Genomic DNA, 26,692 nt, shown 5'->3' with positions numbered 1-26,692 from the left:
CTCATTTCCTTATTTTAACTAAGCGTTCCCTTTGCTTTTTGCAATGATAGTTTCAGCTACGCTGCGAGGCACCTCTTCGTAGTGGCTGAACTCCATCGTGAAGATACCCCGACCTTGCGTCTTTGACCGGATATCAGTGGCGTAGCCAAACATGGTCGCCAGTGGAACTTTGGATGCGACCTTAGCAAGTCCCTGTTCGGTGCTTTGGCTTTCAATCTGCCCCCGGCGGGAGATGAGGTCGCCAATGACGTTCCCGATATAGTCTTCGGGAACCTCAACCTCAACTTTCATCATAGGCTCTAAGAGGACGGGTGAAGCTTTCAGTACAGCCTCTTTCATCGCCATTGAGCCAGCGATTTTGAAAGCCATTTCTGAAGAGTCTACATCGTGGTATGAGCCATCAATTAGCGTCGCTTTAACGTCAATTAACGGATATCCAGCGAGAACACCGGATTCGCAGCTTTCTTTCATTCCTTGTTCTGCGGGGCCAACGTACTCTTTAGGTACTGAACCGCCAGCAATTTTGGAAACGAACTCAAAGCCAGTACCAGGTTCTCCAGGCTCCAAATTGATCACAACGTGACCGTATTGACCTTTACCACCACTTTGGCGGATGAATTTGCCCTCAACTTTGTTTACAGCTTTCCGAATTGTTTCTCGGTAAGCTACTTGTGGCGCACCTACATTCGCTTCCACCTTGAATTCTCGTAACATCCGGTCTACTAGAATTTCTAGGTGTAGCTCTCCCATTCCCGCGATCACGGTTTGGTTTGTTTCGGGATCGACGCGGACACGGAAGGTGGGGTCTTCTTCTGAGAGAGATTGCAGAGCCTTGGACAACTTGTCCATGTCGTTCTTGGTTTTGGGTTCAACCGCCACCGAGATTACAGGCTCAGGAATGAATAGGGATTCCAGAATTACTGGCGATCCATCATCACAGAGCGTGTCCCCTGTCAAGGTATCTTTCAATCCCAGGGCTGCTCCCAAATCACCCGCTCGCAGTTCATCGACATCTTGGCGATCATCTGCTTTCATGAGAACTAAGCGGGAAATCCGTTCTTTTTTATTCTTACTAGCGTTGAGAACGTAGCTGCCCTTCTTCAGGACACCAGAATAAACACGAACAAATGTCAGGCGACCATAAGGGTCAGCCATTATCTTGAATGCCAGAGCTGCTAGGGGTTCGTTGTCATCAGCCCGCCGCTCAACAGTATCGCCATTCGGCAGTAAGCCTTGAATTGGTGGTACTTCACTTGGCGCTGGCAGGTAATCGACAACGGCATCCAGCATCAACTGTACGCCTTTGTTTTTGAATGCCGAACCACAAAGCACTGGTACAATCGTCCCCGCAATTGTGCCTTTACGCAGGGCAGTCCGAACTTCCTGTTCTGTAAGTTCTTCGCCCTCGAAGTACTTAGCCATCAGAGCATCATCGGTTTCTGCCGCAGCTTCTATTAACTTGGTGCGGAATTCCTCTACCTGCGCTTGTAGTCCTTCTGGGATATCAGTTTCCTGGATATCGGTTCCTTGGTCATTAGCGTAAATATACGCACGTTGCCGTACTAGGTCAACAATACCTTGGAAGTCGTTTTCACTACCAATTGGTAGTTGAATGGCGATCGCATTCGCCCGCAGGCGATCGCGGATTTGCTCGTGAACTTTATAAAAGTTCGCTCCGGTGCGATCCATCTTGTTGATAAAGGCTATCCGAGGAACTTTGTAGCGTTCTGCTTGTCGCCACACTGTCTCAGACTGCGGTTGCACGCCACCCACAGAACAAAATACTGCGATTACACCATCCAACACGCGCATGGAACGCTCAACTTCTATTGTGAAGTCTACGTGACCTGGAGTATCGATAATGTTAATTTGATGATCTTTCCAACTGGTACTAATAGCAGCAGCAGTAATGGTAATTCCCCGCTCCCGCTCTTGCTCCATCCAGTCTGTAACGGCAGTTCCTTCATGAACCTCGCCAATTTTATGAATTATCCCAGAGTAAAATAATATTCTCTCTGTTGTTGTTGTTTTGCCCGCATCTATATGCGCCGCAATACCAATGTTGCGTACTTTATCTAGCGGGATCGTGCGTGCCACAGCTACCTCCTATAGTTTTCGCCTCATGATATCTTGTATATTACTCTTTGTTAAGATTCTATACTTTTACGGAAAACCGCCTTTTTTTTGTAAATTTACGATATACCGCTTCGGGAGGGCGATATATCGCTTGTTTTACTTAGTAACGATAATGTGCAAATGCTTTATTAGCTTCCGCCATCCGGTGCGTTTCTTCCCGTTTGCGAATGGCATTTCCAGTTTCGTTGGCAGCATCCATTAACTCATTCGCCAGTTTGCTTGCCATTGTTCGGCCTGGTCTAGATCGGGAGTATTGCACTAACCAACGCAGTGCTAGGGTAGTGCCCCGTTCTGAACGCACTTCCATTGGTACTTGGTAAGTTGCTCCGCCAACTCGCCGAGCTTTTACTTCTACTAAAGGCGTGGCATTTCGCACTGCTCTTTCAAAGGTTTCTAAGGCAGCGCTACCAGTGCGTTCCTCAATAGTTTTCAATGCATCATAGACAATGCGTGCGGCAAGTGATTTCTTGCCATGACGCATGATCCGCCTGATAATCATGCTCACAAGGCGACTGTTATATACGGAGTCAGACGGAACTGGGCGCCTTTGAATAACACCACGACGAGACATACTTCACCTTTAATTCGGAATTGGCAACGAAATTATATGCTATCAGACACCGGAAACTAAAAGCGGTAGAACCCAACCCTCAGACTTCCTCAATTTTTTTCGACCGTTGCAGCAAGGCTGATTTATTGACTGGCAATTTTGGATTTTGGATTTTGGATTAAAAGTTTTCGGTACATGTTCCGACTACAAATATCTGAACAAGTCTAAAATCTATAAGCCTCATCCCCTCGTGGGTTCGACCAATCCAAAAGACGCTCGATAACTCGCTAACGCTACGCTATCGCAAATCTAAAATCTAAAATTTATTGACTTGGTACCTGCAACTAAATACTCAAGGCGACAAGATTATAAACCTTAATGTCCAGATGAGAATTTCGCTGTCGGTTACAGCATTATCCTCAGAACTTCTACACTTGCTCGCTTAGTGTAGATATAGCTTGCTTGATTTTTTTCGATCGACTTGAGCAGCTTTCATAACTGCTGTTAGAACACAGACGCCGATCGTTTTTTGCCCTTGGTCGCTTTTAAGGTAGACGATTAATCGTGTTGGATGCGATTAATCGCCCAATCCTATTTTTTCGCTTCTTTGGGCCGCTTAGTTCCATACTTGGAACGACCTTGCTTGCGGTCTTTGACTCCGGCTGTATCAAGGGTGCCACGGATAATGTGGTATCTCACGCCTGGTAGATCCTTAACCCGACCGCCACGAATCATCACAACTGAGTGTTCTTGTAAGTTGTGACCAATACCTGGAATGTAAGCTGTGACTTCAAATCCAGAGGTAAGTCTGACTCTTGCTACTTTGCGTAGGGCTGAGTTAGGCTTTTTTGGTGTGGTCGTATATACTCTGGTACAAACTCCCCGACGTTGGGGACATTGTTTCAGAGCAGGGGACTTGGTTTTCTGACGCGCTTGTTCGCGTTCATTTCGTATTAGCTGCTGTATTGTTGGCATGAGTTACAGCGCGTAAAGCTGCTTATGGTCTAAGTTTTAACAAATCCTGATTATATCTCTTTTTACGGTTTTATGTCAATTGTTATTTTTCCTTAGTGATTCAACATCTGTTTTTTAACTAATGCTCAATCACTAATGACTCAAGGAGAAGGAATTGCCACAGCTACAGGTAGCGATCGCCTGGGGATTGTGGAAGCGAAAACCACCACCCATTAAGTCTTCTGAATAATCCACCCTCAAACCGTTGAGGTAATTTAAGCTTGTGGCATCTATGACCACTTGAATCTCATCCAAGTCGAAAACCTGGTCGCCAACTTTTATTGCTTCATCGAAGGACATATCATAAAAGAATCCAGAACAACCACCTGGTTTTACTGCCAATCGAAACAAGACATTTGGCTGCTTGGACTTGATTCGCCCAATTTCACTTATGGCTGCTTGACTCAGATGAATCATGGAACTCGTTTTTTGCAATTGAATACCCCATCTTCCATTTTACAGATGGGTTGACCCTTGCTTGTGCAAAATTCCAAATCACCGAAGGCATGAGCGCGATCGCTATCAATACATTTATAACACTATCATGCTTCAGTCCCCACCTTAACTAGGTAGGGACTTCTGGGGTGTAGTAGTTCGTTTACAAAGACGGGTTACACAAAAATGTATTCAGCTTTGGGATTAGAGCTTTAATAGCGTTCCCTTGGTTTTAATCTTTGGTACGGGCATAGTCATCTTGGTAGCGAATAATATCATCTTCTCCCAAGTATTCGCCATTTTGGACTTCAATCAATACCAAGGGGATCACGCCAGGATTCTCTAAACGATGAGATGTACATTGGGGTACGTATGTTGACTCATTATTGCTCAGTAGTACTTCTTTCTCACCACAAACTACTCTAGCTGTACCAGAGACGACAATCCAATGTTCACTGCGGTGATGGTGCATTTGTAGACTGAGGCGGTGTCCAGGCTTAACTTCGATGCGCTTAATTTTGTATCCGCGCCCTTCTTCCAAAACTGTAAAAGCACCCCAAGGACGTAATTCAGTTGCAGCAACGCCCCTGGAAGTTATGGTTGGAGGTAGGTGTAGAGTTTCAGTCTGTGTAGTTTCTTGATATCGAGCCATAGTTACCTCATTTGAAGACATAACAAACCGTTGGTACTCTTAACTATTGATAAAAAATCTGGCGCTATCTTGCAACCTTGAAAATCAGCAATTTTGTCGCACTTTGATAAACATAGCAAAATCAAACCTTATGGTGTAAAGCATCACTACTAAAATTCTGATGTCTACACGAAGTCTTCATCAAGCAAAATGATAGCTTGTTCTAAACTTTAAAAAAAAGGATGGGCATTTGATGATTAAGAAACTTCCCTATCCCCTATTATCGTGGTTGTAGGAAAATACCGATTCCGTTATGAACACGAGCAGCGGTACTGGGCGAGCGATCGAGTAGTTGCCCTCCTAAATAAAGGCTGGTAGAACTACCGCCATCTAAATTTAGGGCATTCACACAGCCCATGAGTTGCATCAATTGGGCATGTTCTGCCAAATTAGGCCCATAACCGCCGACACGATTATGTGTCGCAGTAATCATCAGTGTGCCTGTTGCCGTTGTGCAAATGCCGCTACGAATAGCTTTTTCTGCAATAAAGGCATTGCTGAATTTTTCGCCTTTGGCATCAAGGACAATTTGACGATTTTGGACTAGTAGCGGCCCAGCTCCGATAATGTAGGGATAACGACTAAAATCAACTGGAGTAGTGGCGCTGGAAATACTTACTGCACTTCCAATAGGTAGTTGTGAGGCAGCACTAGCAGCGTTAGCGCGTAAAGTTAGCAGGTAGCCATCCTGGGGAATGGGAACTGCTGTCCCACCAACTTTGCCGCCTGGTAACTGATTAGTAATTTGGTCTTTCTGTACCACTAGGATGATTTCGTTATCCGTCAGGGGCGTGTAAGTTGATCCCCAAGCTGAAGTGTAACGAGCAATGCCGCTCTGGACATAACCGCTGTTGAGAAACAGAATTGGTAGACGCTGGTCATTTGCTGCGATTAAAGTTTCTTCTAAGGTGAGACGACCGAAGTAAAATTGGCCTGAATCATTCCAAGCGATCACACCCCGGTTAAGAATCGGGCCTGATAACCACTGACTATCACGACGAATCGCACCCAATGGCAATCTGTTATTACGGTTAAAATAACCACCATTAATTCCAGCTACTGCTAAGTAACGTTGTGCTGTTTGAATTAAGGGAGCAGTACCCGCAAGTCCATCAGGACTAGCCCACATAGGTTTCAACATTATCCCAAATTTGCGGGGATTAACTTCTAACCAGACGACCGGAAAGCGTTCTGTGCCTAAGTTGACATAATGCTGTCGCCAGCGCAATCCTGGGGCCCAAGTAATATCCCTCTCTTCTAAAGGATCGGGTCGAATATCGATAATCAAGCGATTTGGGTTAGCGACAGTACTAACTTGAGGCGATAGACCAAAGGGAACGCTCAGACTAATAACCGTTTGGTTTTTCACCACCTCCACTTTTTGAATCAGTGGTTCAGGGGCTGGTAGTATTGGTTGTGTTGGTGTAGCGGGTGATAATTGTTTGAGCAGGTTTGGCAGCAATGTTGGTGCTGCTGGTGGCTGAGGGGTATAGCGTTCTATCAAAACAGGATCAGCTATTCCATCCAGAGTAACTGTCCACTGTCGGTTTGGTGGTGTAGTGGGTTTTGGGGTTGGTGTGTCTGGATCGGAAGATGGAGTTTGCAGTTTTGCGATCGCTGACCCTTGTGCGACTTGCCAGGGAGTTGGACGATCTAAATTGACAAGAATCCGATTCTGTTGCAAAGGGGCACTCGCCTCTGGAGGTTCCTGGCTCTGAACAATATTTGTGATTTGTGTTTTTGGGGTAGCAATCACCAAAGTGTTGCCATTAGCTTGAATTTGCCATCCAGATGTTTGAGCAAAATTAGTGATATCCAGATAGCGATATGCTCCTAGTAGCCTGGTGGCTAATACTAGTGGCGTTGTCACTGACGAAAACCACTGTATTGGTTGCTTCGCTGAATTACTACTGTTTAAGAAATTTACTCCAATTAATTGCCTGAATGCCCCGTCACTAAGATGGGTTGTCACCTGACCAGATTTTCCAGGTCGCTGTAACCAAGTTCCTGCTAAAGTACGCCCATTCAGGGAAATTTGATTACCAGAGAATGCTACACCTGTTAAAGGAGGTGCAGGTGACTGGGAGATTATGGGTATTGATTTGGTGGTTTTCGGGGACTCCTGGGCTTTGGTAGCAGAGGTATTAGTTAAGCACAGTACTGTCAAAAGTATTGGTGACACAGTAGCCCGGAAAAACTTGCGTTCGCTAATCCCTGATTGGCAACAATTCGGCATTTTTACCATAATTTACTAGGTACTTTTGGAAACTATCACCCAAGGTATAAACTAACTAATTATTTGGAAATATAAAAAACATGACTTTATTTTTAAATAAATATGGTAATCTATATGGTGGCTAGTTATCTCTTTTAGACCTACACTAATTTATTTAGACGCTAAAGCCACTGTAATCAAGTGTTTTAACTCCCAATTAATTCTAACCACACCATATACGGTAGTTTTGGTTATCAAAACTAGATTAAGATATTAAATCCTCACCTAACGTTGCTAATGTTCTTACCTCAGTAATGTCTAGTTAGTAGTAATACATACAGCAACTGGTAAGTGGCAAAATTCCAGACAACAACAATATTTGGGAATTGTCAAATGGGTATATATTGTAATACGCTGATTTTATTGCTGACTCAGGATGAGTTTGGCTTTAGAACATAGTACAGCGTTTAGTTTTAATTTTGTTTCAGGTGAGCCGAAATAGGCTCTATGAGTAGCTAGCGTGCATCTGGAAAAAGGGGATTGAGAAAATACTTAACTTCAAAATATAAAAAAGAAACTGTCAGGGCAAAAATAATGTCTTGGCGGAGGTAACTTGTCTAACACCGCATAAACACATAAAAAACACGCAACTATTTTAACACGGGGGAACTAATAAAGTAAAACCGAAGTTAAAATTTTTTTTCCCAAAATTTCGGTGCTTATATATTTTTCCATCGCTGAATTTAGAAATTTTTTCCACAATGTAGTGGCAAAATTGGTAACTCAATACTTCAGGAACAGGGTATGAATAATAAACCGATGAACCAAGACCAGAAAATCACAACAGATATCAACTCAAGAGATACCTATCAGGGGCAAAAGTGGTTAGTAGAGGAACGAGATGCCTGTGGTGTAGGTTTTATTGCTCATCGTCAGAATCATACCAGCCACGAAATTGTCGAAAAAGCCTTAGCTGCTTTAACCTGCTTAGAACATCGGGGAGGTTGTAGCGCTGATCGCGACTCTGGTGATGGTGCTGGAGTATTGACAGCAATACCTTGGGAGTTGTTCCAACAAGACTTTGCCCAAAGGGGGAAGGAATTTCCATCCACCAATAATATAGCTGTGGGGATGATATTTCTACCACAAGACCAAGAAGCAGCACAAAAAGCTAGGGCGACTGTTGAGCAAGTAGCTGCTGAAGAAAAATTGATTGTACTGGGTTGGCGAGTAGTGCCAGTGCAACCTGATTTACTGGGGATACAAGCAAAAGAAAATCAACCCCAGATTGAACAAGTTTTGTTAGCCTCTGTTGACAAAAGCGGTGATGAATTGGAGCGGCAATTGTACATTACCCGCCGCCGAATTAGTAAAGTTGCAACCAACATCTCAGAAGAATTTTATATCTGCTCGTTGTCAAGTCGCACAATTGTCTACAAAGGCATGGTGCGTTCTGCTGTCTTGGGCAACTTTTATGACGATTTAAAAAATCCAGCTTACAAAAGCGCTTTTGCTGTCTATCATCGCCGCTTTAGTACTAATACAATGCCCAAGTGGCCCCTAGCTCAACCGATGCGGCTTTTGGGTCACAACGGTGAAATCAATACCTTATTGGGTAATATCAACTGGATGATGGCACGAGAAGCTAGCCTGAATCATCCTGTATGGGGCGTTGGCGCAGCCTCTTTGCAGGAGACTCGCATCAATGAACTCAAGCCACTTGTTCATATTGATAACAGCGATTCAGCGACCCTAGATAACGTAGTGGAATTGCTGGTTTGTTCTGGACGCACCCCCTTGGAAGCTTTAATGATTATGGTTCCAGAGGCTTACCAAAATCAGCCTTCTTTACGTGAATATCCAGAAATTGTTGATTTCTACGAATATTACAGTGGTTTGCAAGAAGCTTGGGACGGGCCAGCACTTTTAGTATTCAGCGATGGCAAAAAAGTTGGTGCAACTCTAGATCGTAATGGTTTAAGACCAGCTCGTTACGCAATCACCAAAGATGACTACATTGTTGTAGCTTCTGAAGCTGGTGTAGTGGACTTCCCAGAAGCCGATATTGTCGAGAAAGGTAGACTCGGCCCAGGGCAAATGATTGCTGTGGATTTAGAAAATCAAGAAGTGCTGAAGAATTGGGATATAAAGGGGCGCATCGCCAAACAGCACCCTTACGGGGAATGGCTGCAAGAGTATCGTCAAGAACTCAAAAAAATTGTCAGTAGTCAGTCGTCAGATGGAAATGGAAATGGACATCTGGCTGCTGAGAATGGTAACGGGCATAGTACAACTGACAAAATTGACAAGCAAACCTTACTTCAGCGTCAAACTGCCTTTGGCTACACCACAGAAGATGTGGAAATGGTGATTCATCCAATGGCGATCGCAGCTTCAGAACCGACTTTCTGTATGGGGGATGATATTCCTTTAGCAGTGCTGTCACAAAAGCCCCACCTACTTTATGACTATTTCAAACAGCGTTTTGCTCAGGTGACGAACCCAGCAATCGATCCCCTGCGGGAAAAGCTAGTAATGTCTCTGAAAGTCGAACTGGGTGAACGGGGTAACTTATTAGAACCCAAGCCAGAATATGCTCGGAGATTGAAACTCGAATCGCCAGTGTTAACGGATGGTGAATTAGAGGCAATTAAGCTGTCAGGATTTGCCACGGCTGAGTTGTCAACCCTATTTGCGATCGCCAGTGGCCCAGAAGGATTGAAAGCCGCTGTGCAATCTTTACAAGCACAAGCCGCTGAATCAGTCCGGGCAGGTGCAAAGATTTTAATATTAAGCGATCGAGCTAATGACAGTATCAACACAGAATACACCTACATTCCTCCCCTATTAGCAGTGGGTGCAGTGCATCACCATCTGATTTGTGAGGGGTTGCGAATGAAAACATCCCTGATTGTGAATACTGCTCAATGCTGGAGTACCCATCACTTTGCTTGTCTGATTGGCTATGGTGCTGGCGCAGTTTGCCCGTATATGGCTTTAGATACGGTGCGTGATTGGTGGTCTGATCCCAAAACTCAAAAGTTAATGGGTGTGCAAAAAATTCCCACACTCACCCTAAAAGAAGCTTTAGGAAACTATCGCAAAGCAGTAGAGTCAGGTTTGCTAAAAATTCTCTCCAAAATGGGAATTTCTCTGCTCTCCAGCTATCAAGCAGCCCAAATCTTTGAAGCTATTGGCATCGGTGGAGATTTAATCGACCTGGGATTCCGTGGTACGACTTCCCGCATCGGTGGTTTGAGTGTTACCGAACTCGCTGATGAAGTGCTTTCCTTCCACAGGAAGGCTTTCCCAGAACTGACGACTAATAAGTTAGAAAACCTGGGGTTTGTGCAATACCGTCCTAACGGCGAATACCACATGAATAGCCCAGAAATGGTTAAGGCGCTGCATAAGGCTCTCGATGGCAAAAACTACGACCACTACGAAGTTTACAAAAAGCACCTCCAAGGCAGACCAGTAACAGCTTTGCGGGACTTGCTGGACTTTCAAGGCGATCGCCCCTCGGTTCCTCTCGAAGAAGTGGAATCGGTATATGAAATTGTCAAACGCTTCTGCACAGGCGGCATGTCTTTAGGCGCTTTGTCAAGAGAAGCCCACGAAACTTTAGCGATCGCCATGAACCGCATTGGTGGTAAATCAAATTCTGGAGAAGGCGGCGAAGATCCAGTGCGCTACACAGTTCTAGATGATGTAGACGAGTCTGGTCACTCGCCAACCCTACCTCATTTAAAAGGATTGCGAAATGGCGATCGAGCTTATAGTGCCATTAAGCAAGTTGCATCGGGACGCTTTGGTGTGACGCCAGAGTACCTAGTTAACGCCAAACAAATTGAAATCAAAATTGCCCAAGGTGCAAAGCCTGGGGAAGGTGGACAACTGCCAGGGCCCAAGGTGAGCCAATACATTGCGATGTTAAGGCGCTCCAAACCAGGTGTGACGCTGATTTCACCACCACCGCACCACGATATCTATTCCATTGAAGACCTAGCGCAACTGATTTTTGATCTGCACCAAATAAATCCCAAAGCAAAGGTGTCGGTGAAGCTAGTTGCAGAAGTTGGCATTGGCACGATCGCAGCTGGTGTCGCCAAGGCAAACGCTGATATCATTCAGATTTCTGGTCATGATGGTGGTACAGGGGCATCGCCACTTAGTTCTATTAAACACGCTGGTTCACCTTGGGAACTCGGTTTAAGTGAAGTGCATCGCGTCTTAATGGAAAATAGCTTGCGCGATCGCGTGATTTTGCGCGTAGATGGCGGACTCAAGAGTGGCTGGGATGTGGTAATAGGTGCATTGATGGGCGGTGAAGAATTTGGTTTCGGCTCCATCGCCATGATTGCTGAAGGCTGTATCATGGCGCGAGTTTGCCACATGAATACCTGTCCTGTAGGTGTTGCTACTCAGAAAGAAGAACTCCGTAAGCGGTTTACGGGAATACCCGAACAAGTTGTCAACTTCTTCTACTTCATTGCCGAAGAAGTGCGTAGTTTATTAGCCCGACTTGGCTACCGTTCTTTGTCAGAAATCATTGGACGTGCAGATTTGTTAAAACTGCGCCCAGAAGCAAAACTCACCAAAACGCGATCGCTAAATCTCGACTGTTTACTTCAGCTACCAAATAGCAGAGACAATCGGAGCTGGTTGGTGCATGAAGAAGTCCACAGCAACGGCGTGGTTTTAGATGACAAGTTCCTTGCCGATCCCGACATTCTGGCCGCTATTAGGGATCAGTCTAGTGTCACCAAGACTTACCCAATTATCAATACTGACAGAACAGTAGGCACAAGATTAGCGGGTGCGATCGCTTCTCAATACGGTGACAGTGGCTTTGAAGGACAAATTAATCTCAACTTCACAGGTAGTGTTGGACAAAGCTTTGGTGCTTTCAACCTCCCTGGCATAATTTTGAGCCTGGAAGGTGAGGCAAACGACTACGTAGGTAAAGGGATGCATGGTGGTGAAATCATCATCAAACCCCCAACGGATGCTACCTATAACGCATCACAAAATGTCATAGTCGGCAATACCTGCCTCTATGGTGCGACTGGAGGCATGTTATTTGCCAACGGTCAAGCAGGAGAACGCTTTGCAGTGAGAAACTCCAAAGGCATAGCAGTGATTGAAGGCGCTGGGGATCACTGCTGTGAATACATGACTGGCGGTGTGATTGTCGTTCTCGGTAAAGTAGGACGTAACGTTGCAGCTGGAATGACTGGTGGACTGGCATACTTCTTGGATGAAGACGACTCATTTCGTGAGTTAGTCAACCCGGAAATTGTCAAAATTCAGCGGGTGATTACAGAAGTAGGTGCAAAGCAATTGCAAAAATTAATCCAAACTCATGCAGAACGCACTGGTTCACCAAAGGCGAAGAAAATTCTGCAAAACTGGCAAGAATTTTTGCCGAAATTCTGGCAGTTAGTTCCGCCTTCTGAAGCTGATAGTCCAGAAGCTAATCCTGAAAAAACAACTGAGTTCAGTTTAGTAAGCAGTCATTAGTAACTGTAACCGTTCTCATCCTCTCCCTTAAGCTATTCTCCCCTTGGAGAAGCTGCACAAACTGCTACTCTGCGAAAACCCCTTTGGATACGCAAAGTAGTCGCGTGAATTTTCTTCTTAAAAAGAACGTAGAGAGAAAAATATTCCCCCTTTTTTAGGGGGAATATTTATAGATGATTATTCATCAAATTTTAAGTTGATTTTTTCAGCAGTTTCGCACCAGTAACTAATCTAAACTCCAATTACAAATAATGCATTTTAACCAAAAAATATAATTTTAGTTTTTAGCCAATTACTATTGACTAATTACCCATAATTAATAATTATTTACTTTTTGTTAGCAAGCAACTTTTGGTCTTTATCTTGAATTTCTAAAAGTTCTGGAATAGTAACAAAGCGATAGCCTTGCTTTCTAAAGTTGCTAATAATTTCTGGTAATGCTTGCACAGTTCTAGAACGGTTCCCACCACCATCATGCATCAGCACAATTCCACCAGGTTTTGAATCTTTAATCACGTTATTGATCAACTTTGGTACGGCTGGTAACTTGTAGTCCGTGGAGTCAGCTGACCACATCACCACAGTATACTTTTGGCCTTTAGCATAAGCAGCTAATCCATTGTGCAGGTTACCACCAGGCGGTCGGAAGAGATTTGTTTTAGCACCTGTAACTTGATAAATTAGGTCTGTTGTGCGATCAATTTCAAACGCAGCGGCCTGCTGATTAAAGAAGTGATACCAGTGATGCCAAGTATGGTTGGCAATGACGTGACCTTGAGCAACAATTTGTCTTCCTATCTCTGGATAATTTTTTAGGTTCTGCCCGACGACAAAAAACGTTCCTTTGATATTATTTGATTTGAGGATATCTAGTACTTGCTCTGTGGTTTGAGGCCAAGGGCCATCATCAAAGGTGAGAGCAATCACTTTCTCACCTTGAGAGAGTTTTGCATCCTCAATTATTGTCCCTTGAAACCTTGATGGTATAGGGTAGGCTAGACCCTTGGCTTGTGCTTCTTGTTGCCAACTTGTAAGCATCGCTGCCTTTAATTTTTCAATGCGCTGCTGAGTTCCTACGTTTGCAGCGATATCCTTGACATTTATACTTTGTCTACTCTGAGCCTCTGAAGCATTTGGCCTTAGAAGCATCATGAAAGCAAGACTAAAAACACCACCTAAGGCAAGTAGCGCAATTAATATTCCTTCTGGCCACAGAAACGACTTATTGTTTTCCACTTCATAGCTCCTTCAAAGATCGAACCATCACCACAGTTATGACGGTACGTTATAGCACATTTTTTTGGATATTTAGATACCAGTTGCTTCCTGGTAATTATGAAAATTTAAATTGGGACTAACAGAAATCCACAATTGAGAAGACAGACTATACGGTTTTAACTGAAATCTATATGCTTTAAGTTTGGACGAATGCTTATACAATACTTAGTACTGTTTAATGTCAACCTACTCATCAAAGGCAAGGTCTGCACTTCTACATTCTTACCACTAGCTCTAAGAAGCAGCACAATCAGATAATTAAGCACACCCCAAAATCCTCTTAATAGCAGTTCTTAACTATTTGCTGTTTTTCACTTCACCGCTAAGGCAGCATTATCTTTTCAAGGTTTATGGCTTTGCAAATAAGATGAACTAAGCTGTCGCGCTTACAATTTGCACTTTTCGCTGACTGAAGTTTTTATAGCCAGACTTTCTGATACGAAAGTTGTAACTTATAAAACTTACTGAGTTATTTGACTAACATACAAAACTACTTACAAGGGGTGGAGTATCTTCCAAAAAAAGTCTAGTAAACTATTAGTTCTATTATTGATGAGATATATTCTACTGCCTACTGCCATTCCTTCCTTTTTAAGAAAAAGTTAAATTTTCAAGTGAGAGAATGTTCCCTTGTACTTTCTATGAAATAGACAGACGAAAATTGATTCAATATAGTTTCTTATTGCCAAGGGGCACTTATTCGTTAATCTAGATACTCTTGACTCATTCAGCAAAAACAATTTTATTGACAGTTTAGTTCTCTTTTGAATGCTGATACTTGAGCCTAAATTGCTAGTAGCTTTCTGTCTGTTAATGTTTTTCTCGATAATTAAGGATATTTATATCTTATTAATAGTACAATTTAATATTACCTGTCACCGTATAATTACGGAAGTTAATCACATAATATATAGACAAGTTGTTAAAATTGCATTGAAATAGTATAGCGTCTATCTATTGAAGCATTAAATTCTCAATTAAAATGTAATATTTTTTACTCATAACACTTGGTAAAAGAATATTTATGTAATATAAATCACTCTTAGTACATCTTGTATTATGTAATATCACTTAATAAAAATATCAAAATATATTTTCTTGCAACTCAGCCTTCAGCAAGACTGCCTTGTACCTTTTTTCGTTAAAGTGAAGCATATATCGTCAGACATGGGGTAGAAAGCTTTGCCACTCAACTACCAATTGTCTGTTCAAAGAAAAAACCGACTGGTTATATTGCTCTACCAGTCGCTCACTAGCTTTTTTAGCAGGAGTAAGCAAAACTGCAACCTGTCTCATAACTTGCCTTATAATGACAGCAATTAAAATTAGGATTTTTTATTATATATTTAGTAATCCTATTCATAAGCTTATATTATCTTAGACAGGTCATAGTTTATCTATAGTACTTTTGCTTATCTTTGGTAGCTGGGATAATTGTATTATTTAATATCTGTATGGGTTGACGTTAAACCCAGATTTCCTATTAATATACCTTTTGAGTCAAAATAATCAAGGTATTTGTCTCACTTCTTAAACTGGCTAGAAACTTTTATGATTCCTCACGAAAGTGATGCAAAAGAAGAGCGCGCGTCGTTAAAAGTATGGCGTAATTGGCAAGAAAATCTGATTTTAATTGCGATCGCATTGTGTTTGGCATTCCTGATCAGGACTTTTGTCGCCGAACCCCGCTATATACCTTCTGACTCGATGTTGCCTACCTTACATACTGGCGATCGCTTGGTAGTTGAAAAAATCTCCTACCATTTTCACCCTCCCATAACTGGGGATATTATTGTTTTTCAGCCACCCGCAGAACTACAACGTCGAGGATATCCCAAAGACCAAGCGTTCATCAAGCGAGTTATTGGCAAGTCTGGTGAGGTAATTAGTGTTGCTTCTGGCAAAGTCTACCTCAACGGTCAACCGTTAGCAGAAGACTACATTGCGGAACCTCCCAATCAGCCATATCAACCAGTCAAAGTCCCAGAAGACGAATTTTTTGTTATGGGAGATAATCGCAACGATAGTAATGACTCTCGCTATTGGGGCTTTTTACCCAGAAAAAATGTTATCGGCCGGGCAACGTTTCGCTTTTGGCCTCTTGATCGCATTGGGTTCATTTAACCAATTTTGGATTTTAGATTTGGGATTTTTCTTCCAATCCAAAATTCAAAATTGCCAGAGTTAGGAGTTATTTTAAGACTTCTAACTTTTAACTTAAAACCTCAAATAATACATCATCTGGGCGATCGCATCACCAGTCAACTCCAGCCGTCGCTGGAAATCAGGCAGGTTACGGTAAGGCCCGGCTGATTGCCGATTTTGCACCACTGCTTGCGCCAGAGATAAATCTATAAATGGAATTTGTGCTAATTTTTCAACGGTTGCTGTGTTCGGGTTAACTAAATGCGGCGGATTTTCTAAAGATTCGTGGTCATAGTAAATAAAATTCAGCAGAGGCTTTAATGGCTCTAGGCGCGGCGCTGGCATACTCAAAGCCGCAGCTATATCTTCAATACAATAAAATTTCACACCCGAATGTGAAAGTTCCACAAGCGATCGCGCTTGGTGAATTGACAAACCTGGTAAGCGTAACCAATCATCTACAGTCGCTTGATTAGCATCAATGCGGATACCTAATTGAGCCGCTATCTGAATTTCTTCCCCAGATTGTAGGCGATAGTAGGGATCGTTGAGCAGCTTGGCGCGGAGTTTTTGCAGCCTGGAATTTAAAGGTAGCCAGTTATTCATGATTGTTGCTTACCTCAAGAAATCTGGTCTAGCAATTGGCGGCGCTTTTGTTCAAATTCATACTCTGAAATTAGTCCATCCTGGCGCAGAGCATCTAATTCCCGCATTGCATCAGCGATCGCTCCTACCTGATTAATCACCTTTTGTGAGTTTCTTGCTGCTGACTTGCCGAGATTAAAATTACGATCAAAAGCTTCTTCGTCTTGGGCTAAATACCAAACTCCCTCAATCGCACTAGCTACCTTGGGGATAGGCGTCCAGGAAAGTAACACATACAAAACACCCCACAACGGCTGTCCCAGATAGAATTTATGTAATCCTGAAATTGTCAGTGTGCCAGAAAAAGCTAAAACAGCGGCAACACTTCGACTTTTGCGCTTAGTCAACATATTTCTAACAAATATACCAATACTATAGTTCCGACAATAAGACAGCCAAAAGGTACAGAAACAATTCAAAACTCACTCATTCAAAATTCTAAATGTCCTTGTAGGGTCTCGTAGAGAAGAAAAGTAATTGTAATAAACATCCTGACTGACGAGCTTGCCAAATTTCTATGACTAGTGTCCATCTAAATTTATTTTAGTCAACTACCCCGGCTTGCCCTTCGGACTTTTGGGTGCTAAGTCCCCCAATTTAATATTTGAAGAAATTTGAGTAAGTTTCACATGACTATGCATTGAGCTTTGATGCTAATTTTAAGTTTTTAACGGATCAGATTACTACGATGTCACAGACCTTCCTACCGCCAGAATGGTTTAAACAGCTTTGTGATCCTTACGCTGTGCTAGGAATTTCTGTGAGTGCTGACGATCGCCAGATTTTTAAACGCTATCACACTTTAGCGAAACTGCTACATCCCGATCGCCATACCAAAAGCAGCAATCCAGATCAAGAATTAGCAACGGCAATACTTAGCTATTTAATCAATCCAGCTTACGAACAACTCAAAAATCGACACAAGCGCTTGATTGCTATAGCCATGCTGCGATCGGATGCAAGAGTGTTACAACAAGAAGCTTTGTCTGTTCAAAATGCCATAGCTAAGGAAATTACGGAAATGTCTGCACCTCAAGCAGAATTGTTTTACGAAGAAGCGATCACTTGCTATGCAGAAGCTCAATACAAATCACTACATAAATTTTCTCAGGTAACACAACAAATTAGTATACTGAATTTAGTTTACTTACAGTTGCATAAACCTGATTTGTTCTTGCTGCAAAAAGCTGTTCGCATCATCCCTGAAGTAGAAGTCAAGCCAGTTGAATTGACATTATCCGAAAAAACTAATGTTAAACCAGTTTTGACAAACTACGCTCAACGTCACTACCAGCGAGCGATTGAGTACGTCAAGCTAGCCAACTGGCCCTTAGCTGTGCAAGAACTGCGCGATGCCATCAAGTTAGAGCCAAATAACAGCGACTATTATGCTTTATTAGGTTTGGTACATCTAAAACAGAAATTTATTGGGATGGCTAGGGTTTACATCCGTCAAGCATTAAAACTGAACCCGCAAGATTCACTAGCTTTGAAATACGCTCCTGGGCTGAAAATTCAACCGGGTGAAAACACTAATCCTAAATCAATGGCTAAAGCTGTGAGTATTGCAGCTTTATTAAGTCGATTTAGCCAAGGGAAAAGTTCTCAAGTCAAGTGTTGAAATTTCGGTAACAAACCGTACTAAAACCGAAGCTTCGTGACTAGATTACTCCCCTAGACTAAAATAATAAATAGAAGTAAAACTATTAAGCTACTGGGTCTGGGCACTCAGTTTAATATAAGCAATATGGGATTCTTCGATTCTGAAATAGTTCAGCAAGAAGCAAAACAGCTGTTTGAGGATTATCAAGCGCTGATCAAGCTTGGCAACGGCTACGGCAAATTTGACCGCGAGGGCAAAAAGCTGTTTATTGAGCAAATGGAAACCATGATGGATCGGTATCGCATCTTTATGAAGCGCTTCGAGTTATCAGAAGATTTCATGGCACAAATGACAGTAGAACAACTGAAAACACAATTAGGTCAGTTCGGTGTCACCCCGCAACAAATGTTTGATCAAATGCACCTCACTTTAGAACGGATGAAAGCCGAGCTAGAAAAACAAACCTAGTCAATTTGAGATTTTGCGGAAAGTCGGAGCGCCGACTTCCGAAGAGAAGTGCCTGGCGCGGGTTTCCCATGTTGTGGCAACTTCGGGCGTTCCGAACTTTCCAAGACAGATTTTGGATTAATTGGCAATCCAAAATCCAAAATTCAAAGTTATTGTGACTTGGGGCGAGAAAACTGCGAAGGTGCTTTGAAGTTTTCTACTGGTACATTCTTCAATGCCTTTTGCATAAAATCTTTCCAGATAGGAGCGACCATAACACCACCTGTTGCATGGTCAGCTAATTGTCTGTTGTCGTCTCTCCCTACCCAGACAGCAGTTGTTAACTGTGGTACAGTGCCAACAAACCAAATATCTTTTTCTGATGATGTTGTGCCCGTCTTTCCTGCGGCTGGGCGGCCTATAGCAGCACCTTTACCTGTACCTTCAGAGATTACCGATCGCATCACATCGATAATTGCTGCTGATGCCCAAGGATCGAGAACTAGTTGCGGTTTCGGCGTGTTATCTAACAAGACGTTACCACTACTATCAGTAACACGGGCAATTACGGTTGGTGGAGATTGCCAGCCATAATTAGCAAAGGTAGCGTAGGCACTAGCCATTTCCAGAGGGGTGACACCAATTGCCCCAAGTGGCAAGGAAGACACAGGTTCCATTGGACTCATAATTCCCAAGGTACGGCAGGTTTCTATGACTCTATTCATCCCCACAGCCTTACCAATCTTGATCACCGGAATGTTCCGCGATTGGGCTAAAGCTCTGCGGATTGGCATAGCTCCGCTAAAACTGCCATCATAATTTCTGGGAAAGTACCAACCATTACCATCTCGATAGCTAACTGGGGCATCTACCACTGTTGAATCTGGGCCATACTTACCACTAGCAAAAGCAGTATAGTATACAAATGGTTTAAAAGAAGATCCTGGCTGGCGCTGAGATTGAGTTGCACGATTGAACTCACTGGTCTTAGGATCTATACCGCCGACCAATGCTTTGATAAAATGTGTGCGGGGATCAACAGCTACCAGGGCCATTTGATTCTTAGATAATCCCTGATCTAAAAGTGTTTTATGCCACTTCGTAACCGTTTCCTCTGCCATCATTTGGAAGTTGGCATCAACTGTAGTTTGCACCCGCATCCCGCCTTTGAGTAGTGTCTCACGCCCAAACTTCTTAGCCAACTCCTGCGCTACAGTATTGGTTACATAGGGTAGGGCACTACCTTGAAACGATTTGATTCTCCCAAGTTTGATTTCTTGCTTGAGGGCATCGTCGTAGTCTGACTGGCTGATCCAGTTCAATTCCAGCATCCGTCCCAGAACTTCTTTTTGTTTCTGTTTTGCCAGTTTCATGCTCACAAAAGGGCTGAATTCTTCTGGTGCTTGGATTAAACCCGCCATCATTGCCGACTCACCCAAGCTTAAATATTCTGCTGACTTATTAAAATAACTGCGTGCTGCCGTTTGTACACCATAATTGTTATGACCCCAATAAACTTGATTGAGGTACATTTCTAATATTTGGTCTTTATTGAGAATTTGCTCTAAGCGGATTGCTAGCACAGCCTCTGCTAACTTGCGGGTAAAAGCACGCTTGCGAGACAAAAACAGATTTTTGACCAATTGCATAGTCACAGTAGAGCCACCCTCTTTGACTCCACCAGCTACAGCATTAACTACTACAGCCCGTCCAACGCCAACTGGGTTAATACCGTGGTGATCGTAAAAGTGGCTATCTTCACTTGCCAATACCGCCCGTTTTAGATTCGGAGAAATTCTATCTAGGGGTACGACTTCTCGGTTGGCTTCCCCGTGAATACTTGTTAAGAGTTTGCCCTTAACGTCATAAATGTAAGTTGTTTCTGAGGGAAAGAAGTTACGTAGCTGTCTCACATCTGGCAAATTACGGAAACTGATGGCTAAACCAACCAGTCCTCCGGCTACAATGGAACTTGCCAGCATGGTGATTGATAGGAGAGTACCGCCAGTTACCTGACCGACTCCTTTCAAAAACTCAAAACCTGATGAAGCCCGACGCTGTGGCTGTTTATCTTCAAAAGTCCTAGACGACGACACGGCTATTTCACTTCCTCACTTGTAAATTTAACTGTAATTGATTGGGTGAAGCAAGGCGGTTAATTTTTTGCAATTATAGTAGTTTGGCAGATGAGAAAGTGGATAAATTGCAAGTGTTTATAACCAACTTAACTTCTAGTGTGCAAAACATAGCTAATAATGAGTCTTTTAGTATGACACCAGATTTTGCTTGGCTGCGTCGTGGTGTAGTAGAAGTTTTCCCACAATCAGTTGATGTTAACAGCGAAAGTCTAGAAAAGCGCTTACTAACTACAAACCAACCTTTGAGGGTCAAATTTGGGATTGACCCTACAGGTACTGATATTCATCTCGGTCATAGCATACCAGTACGGAAACTGCGAGGTTTTCAAGATGCAGGTCATACAGCAGTTTTAATTATTGGCGATTTTACAGCCCGTATTGGCGATCCAACTGGTAAATCTGAAGTGCGTCGTCAGCTTACAGAAGCAGATGTAGCGCAAAATGCTCAGACTTATCTCGATCAAGTACGTCCTATCTTGGATTTTGACACACCAGGAAGATTAGAGGTGCGCTATAACTCCGAATGGCTCTCTGGGTTAAACTTAGAGAAAATTTTGGAGTTACTCTCCACGATGACGGTAGGGCAGATGTTGGCGAAGGAAGGATTTGCCGATCGCTATAAAAAAGAGAATCCGATTTTTATCCATGAGTTCCTGTACCCGTTAATGCAAGGTTTTGATTCGGTTGCAGTTGAGGCAGATGTGGAATTAGGTGGGACTGATCAGAAATTTAACATTGCTGTAGGCAGAGATTTGCAGCGCCATTTTGGTCAAAAGCCCCAATTTGGGATGCTGTTGCCAATTTTGATTGGCATAGATGGCGTTCAAAAAATGTCTAAGTCTTTAGGTAATTATATCGGATTGTCAGAACACCCAGGACAAAAGTATCAAAAGTTGCAAGGAGTTCCCGATCATTTACTGTCAGAGTATTTTGAACTGTTGACGGATTTACCTTTGGACAAACTGCCAGAAAATCCCCGCGATCGCCAAACACTTCTAGCATGGGAAGTTGTCAAACAGTACCACGGCGAAACCGCAGCCCAAGAGGCAAAAGTTGCAGCCCAAAGCGGCGGCAAGGAAGGTGCTGTTCCAGAATTTTCTCTTTCTTCTGGCGTGCAGCAGTTCCCTACTAAGTTAGCGTATATTCTCAATGTCAGTGGCTTGTGCAAAAGTACAGGGGAAGGAAAGCGAAAAATTCAAGAGGGTGGGGTGCGCTTAGATGGCGATCGCGTTACCGATGTTGATACTACTTTTGCCGATTCTGCTGAGTTACAAGGTAAGGTTTTACAAGTTGGGAAAAATAAGTTTGTGCGTTTAGTGCCTTAAATGGGAAATGGGAAACTGCAAATGAACGCAGAACAACGAATTATAGTGCCTTTGGATGTGTCGGATGAACAAAGTGCGATCGCTCTTGTAGATCAACTTCCACAAGTGGTTTGGTGGAAGGTAGGCTTAGAGTTGTTTACCAGCACTGGCCCGAAAATTCTGCAAGTGTTAAAGTCCAAGCAAAAGCGCATTTTCCTGGATTTAAAGTTTCACGATATCCCTAACACAGTCGCTGGCGCTTGTCGTAGTGCAGCTAGTTACGAGGTGGATTTATTGACAATTCATGCTGCATCTGGTAGAGACGCTCTCAAAGCTGCAACAGAAGCGGCACAGGAAGGGGCTGCAAAAGCAGGTGTAAAACCGCCTAAGTTAATTGCTATTACTTTGTTAACAAGCATTTCTGCTAGGCAGTTGGCGTTTGATTTAAAGATTCCCCTAGAGTTACCAGAATACGCCCTAGAAATGGCACTGCTGGCTCAAGAGGTGGGATTGGATGGGGCAGTTTGTTCACCCCAAGAAGTGGCACAACTACGAGAGACTTGTGGAGATGACTTTTTGTTAGTTTGTCCGGGAGTTAGACCAACTTGGGCTGATATTGGCGATCAAAAGCGATCGCTCACCCCAGCCCAAGCAATTATTGCTGGCGCAGATTATCTAGTGATTGGGCGTCCCATCACCACTGCTACTGAGCCGGAGTTAGCCTGGAAGAGGATTTCTGAGGAGTTAACCACGGTGGCATGAAGCTAAGAGTCAGTGAGAAACTCAGAGTGCAGGGTGTAGGGGAGAACAATCTTGCTTCTTCGCTCAGTCAGAAAAATTATAGTTGGCTTTTAGCTTGTGGCTTCTGGGTTGTAGTATCAAACAGCCTTGCTTACCCAGCATTCTCAATAAACCTCACCCCTAAACCTTATGCGATCGCAGAAAAGGAAAATATCAACACTGGGGCGAGGTCTTTGTGTTCTGAGCAAAATTTAGAAACATTAACTATACAGTTACTGCAAGATTTGCCTAGTTATACCAATCGCGCTAGTCAACGCGCCCGCCGTCTCAGTAGAAGCAGTGATGTTTTCAGTTATATTCTAGTGGCAGGAAGGCCTGAATTTACTCCTCTGCCCCTTAATCTTGAAGAATATAGTGCAGATGCGCCTAAAAGTGATGCATCAGGAGTTGAGCAAGTTTTCTTTACTACCTTGGAGCGGCACTACATAGGAAAGAAAGCGGTAGAATTGCAACAATTCCACTGGCTATTGTTGACTAAAACTAAAAGTGGTTGGCAACTAGTAATGATGTTTTCTCAAGCTGGTTCTCATTTAGAACAGCAGCCACTATCCCCGCCACGTGATAGTAGTAACGGTACTGTTGCCCAAGGGGTTAAAGCTTGGTTACGCGATTGCCAAGCTGGAAGTGTACGACGAATGCGTGCTGTAAAGTTGCCAGATGCGATCGCGAAACTGGGCGATCAGATAATGGACACGAAGAACAAATAACGCTTGCTCATCATATTCTCCAGATAGAGCAAAATTTTGATGATTCCGAATGTCAACCCGAAACGTCACATCTTCGCTATGACCCAAGAATACTAATTGATCTGCACTGACATTGTACTGAGCCAGCACAGTTCGAGCGAGAGTGTTCCAATCTATTTTGCTCTCTATCAATTTCCGATTCAGATACTTATTTCAAACAAAATAAATGGACATCACCCAACTAGCTTGTATCAGTGGAATTTCACCTATATCTTTGGGAAGATTTTGAGGAAAAATAGCTGATAAACAGCTAAAAAAAGCAGACATTATTTAAAAACGCAGACTGGCTTGAATTTAAGCGTTGTAACTCCCGTTTTTTGGCGATAACATGAGGATAAGTTTATTTCAAGCTTCTCAAACCGCCTTTAGCGTCAGTTTTTTTTATGGACATTCAGTTAATCAACATCGGCTTTGGTAACATCGTATCTGCCAACCGAGTAGTTGCCATTGTCAGTCCAGAGTCTGCCCCGATTAAGCGGATTATTACCGATGCACGGGACAGAGGTCAACTGATTGATGCAACTTACGGTCGTCGGACTAGGGCTGTAATTATCACCGATTCCAGCCATGTAATTCTGTCAGCGATTCAGCCGGAAACGGTAGCGAATCGCTTTGTAATTTCCCGCGATCATCAAACTGTAGATAATTGACTAGCAGTAGATTAAAAATCCCACTTCTACTTGCACCATATCGGCAGTACCATGTGAATTAGATAAGTTCTTCTGTCACTCTTGCTACAAATTCTTTAGTCACTAGTGGACTAGACCAAAAACACAAGACTAATGAATAATATGTATTGATTGATTCACAGGTTGAAGGGATGATGCCAGTTTTACCCATCCAAAGTAGTTCTACTACCGAAGAATGTTTACATTTAGGCAGGTTAATTGTTTTAACTGGCCCCAGTGGGGTCGGTAAAGGCACTTTAATGCGATCGCTCCTACAACGTCATCCAGAACTCTATTATTCCGTATCCGTGACGACTCGTTCTCCCCGTCCAGGGGAAATCGATGGCAAAAGTTATTACTTCATCAGCCGCAGTAAGTTTGAACAATTAGTTGCTGAAGCTGAATTTTTAGAATGGGCAGAATTTGCTGGTAACTATTACGGCACCCCCCGTGAAGCTGTACTTAACCAAATTCATTCTGGCAAGTTGGTGGTGCTGGAAATTGAACTAGAAGGGGCAAGACAAATTCGTGCTTCCTTCCCCAGTGCCCTCAGCATTTTTATTTTACCGCCTTCCTTTGATGAATTAGAGAAACGAATCCGCTCTCGTGCCCAAGACTCTGAAGAAGCGATCGCTCGTCGTCTACTCCGCGCCAAAGAAGAAATTCAAGCCGCTGATGAATTTGATATTCAAATCGTTAATGACGATTTTGAAACTGCTTTAAATGACATTGAAACGGTTTTGTTTAAATAAATTAGGAGTTAAGAGTTAGAAGTTATGAATTTAAACTTCTAACTCCTAACTCCTAACTCGTAACTCCTAGTAATTAACCAAATAGACCTTGAATTAGTGCCAAGTTACTAGTCAAAAAGTAAGCAACTACTGCACCACCAATACCACCAATCAAGAAAGAACTGCCGAAGTTGTTCCAGCTTTCTTTAGAGTTAAAAGCATCTGCTGGAGGCTTGGGTACGGTAACACTAGGAAGTGCTTTGGGTGGATTGCTATTGGCATACAGCGATAGGGCGCCGGTAAGAAGAACAACCAGGCCGATGGCTCCTAGTAACCCAGCTAAGTTAGCGTTAGCTGTGTCCCGCAGTGGGCCCAATTTGGCAAAGGGGCCAAATACAAAGTAACCATGAGCCATACCAACTTCCAAACCGCGTCTAGCAGGAGCCAGACCTGGGCGATAGGCAGGTAAATTATTAATGAACCCCTTGATCAAGGGAGAAGAATTAACTGGGGTTTCTAGGTTGCCTAGCTGTGGATCGCCAAATGCGGGAAAAACAACTTCCCGATTTCTAGGATCGCTAGGAAGATTCTTTGATGCATCTACTGCTTGTGCCATATTTTATGTTCAGCCTCTAAATTAAAATGGTGGCATTTTTATATTAATAATAATTGTAGCTAAAGATGTATTTTCGCTAGGAAGTTTAGAAAAATTAATTTAGCTAGTTTTAAAACTGTGAAACTCGCGATCTGTAAACAGTATCACGAGTTTCAAAAAACTATTTTTGCTGTCTATTTTAGTGATAATTCTGCCTAACTAAGCTGAATATATCAACTACACAATATTAGGCAAAAAACAAGACATTGATTCAACGATCCTCAATACCATTTGACACTTATGGCAGTGGGTGGAAAAGTAAGTCGGGGAAAAAGCGGTTGAATTCAATCAAGATACCGGCTGTGATGAACAACCATATCGTAGCGGCTACGGGCGCTGTGGAAATGAATTTAATCAAATAAGATGATTGGTCGCCTTTGTCTGCCATAATTAGTCTCCAAAACGAATGAATTAGTTAAGCTGATTTAGCGTGGGGAAACGGGGATTTCTGAATCCTTAGCTGCTAATTTTCCAGAGAGCAATTCTTGGACTGCTGCTGCTGGCCAAGCAAAGCCTGACGCGATGATGGGTAGTGCCAAACCAAGATCGATTTGGATTTCTTTTAGTTCAGTGTCAGATTCCTTTTTGATTGCTTGCAAATAGGCACGACCTACCCAACCAATCCAACCAGCAATATATAGAAACAGAATGCTAGGGATTAGGAAGTCACCAGCATGATCTAGACGACCATCAACAATCAAGTGGGGATACCCCTCAGGACCACACAGTTCTTGAGAATAACGCTCAAATCGCTTTTTCCCTGATTGGGGATCAGCGGTGGTGTTACGGGCATTAGCTGCTAGCTCTTGAAAAGCGGGATTGTCTTTGCACGGTGTCAAATTAGCCCCTAAAGCCTGTGCTGGGGGGGCAAAGTTGAACCAAAGACAGATCGCTAACATCAAAGCAAACAATCGTCGCATAGAGTTGTTTCCTTTTATTACAAAACAAGAAGTTTTTTGTACAAAAC

General features: G+C 43.0%; 23 protein-coding genes. 9 read left to right on the top strand and 14 right to left on the bottom strand.

The window, feature by feature from the left end:
* Positions 1-18 precede the first annotated feature (18 nt).
* From fusA to HWQ44_RS26425, 6 genes are all read right to left on the bottom strand, one after another.
* On the bottom strand, positions 19-2,097 hold the full coding sequence (gene fusA, locus HWQ44_RS26450; protein WP_292724844.1) for an elongation factor G: 2,079 nt from the start codon (positions 2,095-2,097) through the stop codon (positions 19-21).
* A gap of 139 nt (positions 2,098-2,236) precedes the next feature.
* Positions 2,237-2,707: a 30S ribosomal protein S7 gene (rpsG, locus tag HWQ44_RS26445; protein WP_229465239.1), complete on the bottom strand. Its 471-nt coding sequence runs from the start codon at positions 2,705-2,707 to the stop codon at positions 2,237-2,239.
* Between the two features lie 570 nt (positions 2,708-3,277).
* On the bottom strand, positions 3,278-3,661 hold the full coding sequence (rpsL, locus tag HWQ44_RS26440; protein ID WP_012410236.1) for a 30S ribosomal protein S12: 384 nt from the start codon (positions 3,659-3,661) through the stop codon (positions 3,278-3,280).
* Between the two features lie 132 nt (positions 3,662-3,793).
* On the bottom strand, positions 3,794-4,117 hold the full coding sequence (locus HWQ44_RS26435) for an iron-sulfur cluster assembly accessory protein (protein WP_292724840.1): 324 nt from the start codon (positions 4,115-4,117) through the stop codon (positions 3,794-3,796).
* A gap of 250 nt (positions 4,118-4,367) precedes the next feature.
* Entirely contained in the window at positions 4,368-4,787 is a 420-nt protein-coding gene (locus HWQ44_RS26430; protein ID WP_099099760.1) for a cupin domain-containing protein, read from the bottom strand.
* A 259-nt stretch (positions 4,788-5,046) separates the two neighbouring features.
* On the bottom strand, positions 5,047-7,062 hold the full coding sequence (locus HWQ44_RS26425; RefSeq protein WP_292724837.1) for a phosphodiester glycosidase family protein: 2,016 nt from the start codon (positions 7,060-7,062) through the stop codon (positions 5,047-5,049).
* A 783-nt stretch (positions 7,063-7,845) separates the two neighbouring features.
* Between HWQ44_RS26425 and gltB the strand changes: the two genes are divergently transcribed.
* Complete coding sequence (gene gltB, locus HWQ44_RS26420; protein ID WP_292724836.1) at positions 7,846-12,564, top strand: glutamate synthase large subunit; 4,719 nt, start codon at positions 7,846-7,848, stop codon at positions 12,562-12,564.
* A gap of 327 nt (positions 12,565-12,891) precedes the next feature.
* Here gltB and HWQ44_RS26415 read toward each other — a convergent pair whose 3' ends face one another.
* The gene (locus HWQ44_RS26415; RefSeq protein WP_292724834.1) at positions 12,892-13,800 is read right to left on the bottom strand and encodes a polysaccharide deacetylase family protein; all 909 of its coding nucleotides are present in this window, start codon (positions 13,798-13,800) and stop codon (positions 12,892-12,894) included.
* A 1,203-nt stretch (positions 13,801-15,003) separates the two neighbouring features.
* On the bottom strand, positions 15,004-15,138 hold the full coding sequence (locus tag HWQ44_RS26410; protein ID WP_292724832.1) for a hypothetical protein: 135 nt from the start codon (positions 15,136-15,138) through the stop codon (positions 15,004-15,006).
* 255 nt (positions 15,139-15,393) lie between these two features.
* On the opposite strand from HWQ44_RS26410, the gene lepB reads away from it, so the two are divergent.
* Positions 15,394-15,966, top strand: a complete 573-nt coding sequence (lepB, locus tag HWQ44_RS26405; protein ID WP_292724830.1) for a signal peptidase I — start codon at positions 15,394-15,396, stop codon at positions 15,964-15,966.
* 93 nt (positions 15,967-16,059) lie between these two features.
* Here the strand turns inward: lepB and HWQ44_RS26400 are convergent, their stop codons facing one another.
* Complete coding sequence (locus HWQ44_RS26400; RefSeq protein WP_292724828.1) at positions 16,060-16,593, bottom strand: ComEA family DNA-binding protein; 534 nt, start codon at positions 16,591-16,593, stop codon at positions 16,060-16,062.
* Positions 16,594-16,607: 14 nt separating this feature from the next.
* On the bottom strand, positions 16,608-16,982 hold the full coding sequence (locus HWQ44_RS26395) for an NINE protein (protein ID WP_292724826.1): 375 nt from the start codon (positions 16,980-16,982) through the stop codon (positions 16,608-16,610).
* Positions 16,983-17,320: 338 nt separating this feature from the next.
* Here HWQ44_RS26395 and HWQ44_RS26390 point away from each other — a divergent pair, with 338 nt between their 5' ends.
* Together HWQ44_RS26390 and HWQ44_RS26385 are read left to right on the top strand one after the other, a co-directional pair.
* Positions 17,321-18,253, top strand: coding sequence for a DnaJ domain-containing protein (locus HWQ44_RS26390; protein WP_292724824.1), 933 nt, complete (start codon positions 17,321-17,323; stop codon positions 18,251-18,253).
* A gap of 126 nt (positions 18,254-18,379) precedes the next feature.
* Positions 18,380-18,703: a DUF1825 family protein gene (locus HWQ44_RS26385; protein ID WP_179067573.1), complete on the top strand. Its 324-nt coding sequence runs from the start codon at positions 18,380-18,382 to the stop codon at positions 18,701-18,703.
* Positions 18,704-18,852: 149 nt separating this feature from the next.
* Here HWQ44_RS26385 and HWQ44_RS26380 read toward each other — a convergent pair whose 3' ends face one another.
* Positions 18,853-20,778 carry a transglycosylase domain-containing protein gene (locus HWQ44_RS26380; RefSeq protein ID WP_292724821.1) on the bottom strand — a complete coding sequence of 642 codons (1,926 nt, stop codon included), beginning with the start codon at positions 20,776-20,778 and terminating at the stop codon, positions 18,853-18,855.
* A 173-nt stretch (positions 20,779-20,951) separates the two neighbouring features.
* On the opposite strand from HWQ44_RS26380, the gene tyrS reads away from it, so the two are divergent.
* The 5 genes from tyrS (at position 20,952) to gmk (ending at position 25,091) form a co-directional block, all read left to right on the top strand.
* Positions 20,952-22,145: a tyrosine--tRNA ligase gene (gene tyrS, locus HWQ44_RS26375; RefSeq protein ID WP_292724819.1), complete on the top strand. Its 1,194-nt coding sequence runs from the start codon at positions 20,952-20,954 to the stop codon at positions 22,143-22,145.
* 21 nt (positions 22,146-22,166) lie between these two features.
* Positions 22,167-22,886 (top strand): orotidine-5'-phosphate decarboxylase, encoded by a 720-nt coding sequence (pyrF, locus tag HWQ44_RS26370; protein ID WP_292724817.1) that lies wholly within the window; start codon positions 22,167-22,169, stop codon positions 22,884-22,886.
* Entirely contained in the window at positions 22,883-23,632 is a 750-nt protein-coding gene (locus HWQ44_RS26365) for a hypothetical protein (protein ID WP_292724816.1), read from the top strand. The genes pyrF and HWQ44_RS26365 overlap by 4 nt, the downstream gene beginning before the upstream one ends.
* Before the next feature lie 422 nt (positions 23,633-24,054).
* A complete protein-coding gene (remA, locus tag HWQ44_RS26360) occupies positions 24,055-24,321 on the top strand; it encodes an extracellular matrix/biofilm regulator RemA (RefSeq protein WP_073639751.1) in 267 nt (88 codons plus the stop codon).
* A gap of 170 nt (positions 24,322-24,491) precedes the next feature.
* The gene (gene gmk, locus HWQ44_RS26355; RefSeq protein ID WP_292724900.1) at positions 24,492-25,091 is read left to right on the top strand and encodes a guanylate kinase; all 600 of its coding nucleotides are present in this window, start codon (positions 24,492-24,494) and stop codon (positions 25,089-25,091) included.
* Between the two features lie 73 nt (positions 25,092-25,164).
* Here the strand turns inward: gmk and HWQ44_RS26350 are convergent, their stop codons facing one another.
* The 3 genes from HWQ44_RS26350 to HWQ44_RS26340 form a co-directional block, all read right to left on the bottom strand.
* Positions 25,165-25,686 carry a photosystem I reaction center protein subunit XI gene (locus tag HWQ44_RS26350; RefSeq protein ID WP_292724809.1) on the bottom strand — a complete coding sequence of 174 codons (522 nt, stop codon included), beginning with the start codon at positions 25,684-25,686 and terminating at the stop codon, positions 25,165-25,167.
* Positions 25,687-25,963: 277 nt separating this feature from the next.
* Positions 25,964-26,113, bottom strand: a complete 150-nt coding sequence (gene psaJ / locus HWQ44_RS26345; protein WP_069070099.1) for a photosystem I reaction center subunit IX — start codon at positions 26,111-26,113, stop codon at positions 25,964-25,966.
* Between the two features lie 37 nt (positions 26,114-26,150).
* A complete protein-coding gene (locus tag HWQ44_RS26340; RefSeq protein WP_292724806.1) occupies positions 26,151-26,645 on the bottom strand; it encodes a Photosystem I reaction center subunit III in 495 nt (164 codons plus the stop codon).
* Between the last annotated feature and the right edge of the window lie 47 nt (positions 26,646-26,692).

Source organism: Nostoc sp. JL34 (assembly GCF_017114945.1).
GTDB lineage: Bacteria > Cyanobacteriota > Cyanobacteriia > Cyanobacteriales > Nostocaceae > Nostoc.
The sequence above is the reverse complement of the archived record's forward strand: the minus strand, read 5'-3'. Positions and strand labels throughout refer to the sequence as shown.

Bases quoted from the DNA above. Each gene is read 5' to 3' on its own strand.
- rpsG (WP_229465239.1), bottom strand. From the start codon at position 2,707: ATGTCTCGTCGTGGTGTTATTCAAAGGCGCCCAGTTCCGTCTGACTCC.
- rpsL (WP_012410236.1), bottom strand. From the start codon at position 3,661: ATGCCAACAATACAGCAGCTAATACGAAATGAACGCGAACAAGCGCGT.
- HWQ44_RS26435 (WP_292724840.1), bottom strand. From the start codon at position 4,117: ATGATTCATCTGAGTCAAGCAGCCATAAGTGAAATTGGGCGAATCAAG.
- HWQ44_RS26430 (WP_099099760.1), bottom strand. From the start codon at position 4,787: ATGGCTCGATATCAAGAAACTACACAGACTGAAACTCTACACCTACCT.
- HWQ44_RS26425 (WP_292724837.1), bottom strand. From the start codon at position 7,062: ATGCCGAATTGTTGCCAATCAGGGATTAGCGAACGCAAGTTTTTCCGG.
- gltB (WP_292724836.1), top strand. From the start codon at position 7,846: ATGAATAATAAACCGATGAACCAAGACCAGAAAATCACAACAGATATC.
- HWQ44_RS26410 (WP_292724832.1), bottom strand. From the start codon at position 15,138: ATGAGACAGGTTGCAGTTTTGCTTACTCCTGCTAAAAAAGCTAGTGAG.
- lepB (WP_292724830.1), top strand. From the start codon at position 15,394: ATGATTCCTCACGAAAGTGATGCAAAAGAAGAGCGCGCGTCGTTAAAA.
- HWQ44_RS26400 (WP_292724828.1), bottom strand. From the start codon at position 16,593: ATGAATAACTGGCTACCTTTAAATTCCAGGCTGCAAAAACTCCGCGCC.
- HWQ44_RS26395 (WP_292724826.1), bottom strand. From the start codon at position 16,982: ATGTTGACTAAGCGCAAAAGTCGAAGTGTTGCCGCTGTTTTAGCTTTT.
- HWQ44_RS26390 (WP_292724824.1), top strand. From the start codon at position 17,321: ATGTCACAGACCTTCCTACCGCCAGAATGGTTTAAACAGCTTTGTGAT.
- HWQ44_RS26385 (WP_179067573.1), top strand. From the start codon at position 18,380: ATGGGATTCTTCGATTCTGAAATAGTTCAGCAAGAAGCAAAACAGCTG.
- tyrS (WP_292724819.1), top strand. From the start codon at position 20,952: ATGACACCAGATTTTGCTTGGCTGCGTCGTGGTGTAGTAGAAGTTTTC.
- pyrF (WP_292724817.1), top strand. From the start codon at position 22,167: ATGAACGCAGAACAACGAATTATAGTGCCTTTGGATGTGTCGGATGAA.
- HWQ44_RS26365 (WP_292724816.1), top strand. From the start codon at position 22,883: ATGAAGCTAAGAGTCAGTGAGAAACTCAGAGTGCAGGGTGTAGGGGAG.
- remA (WP_073639751.1), top strand. From the start codon at position 24,055: ATGGACATTCAGTTAATCAACATCGGCTTTGGTAACATCGTATCTGCC.
- gmk (WP_292724900.1), top strand. From the start codon at position 24,492: ATGATGCCAGTTTTACCCATCCAAAGTAGTTCTACTACCGAAGAATGT.
- HWQ44_RS26350 (WP_292724809.1), bottom strand. From the start codon at position 25,686: ATGGCACAAGCAGTAGATGCATCAAAGAATCTTCCTAGCGATCCTAGA.
- psaJ (WP_069070099.1), bottom strand. From the start codon at position 26,113: ATGGCAGACAAAGGCGACCAATCATCTTATTTGATTAAATTCATTTCC.
- HWQ44_RS26340 (WP_292724806.1), bottom strand. From the start codon at position 26,645: ATGCGACGATTGTTTGCTTTGATGTTAGCGATCTGTCTTTGGTTCAAC.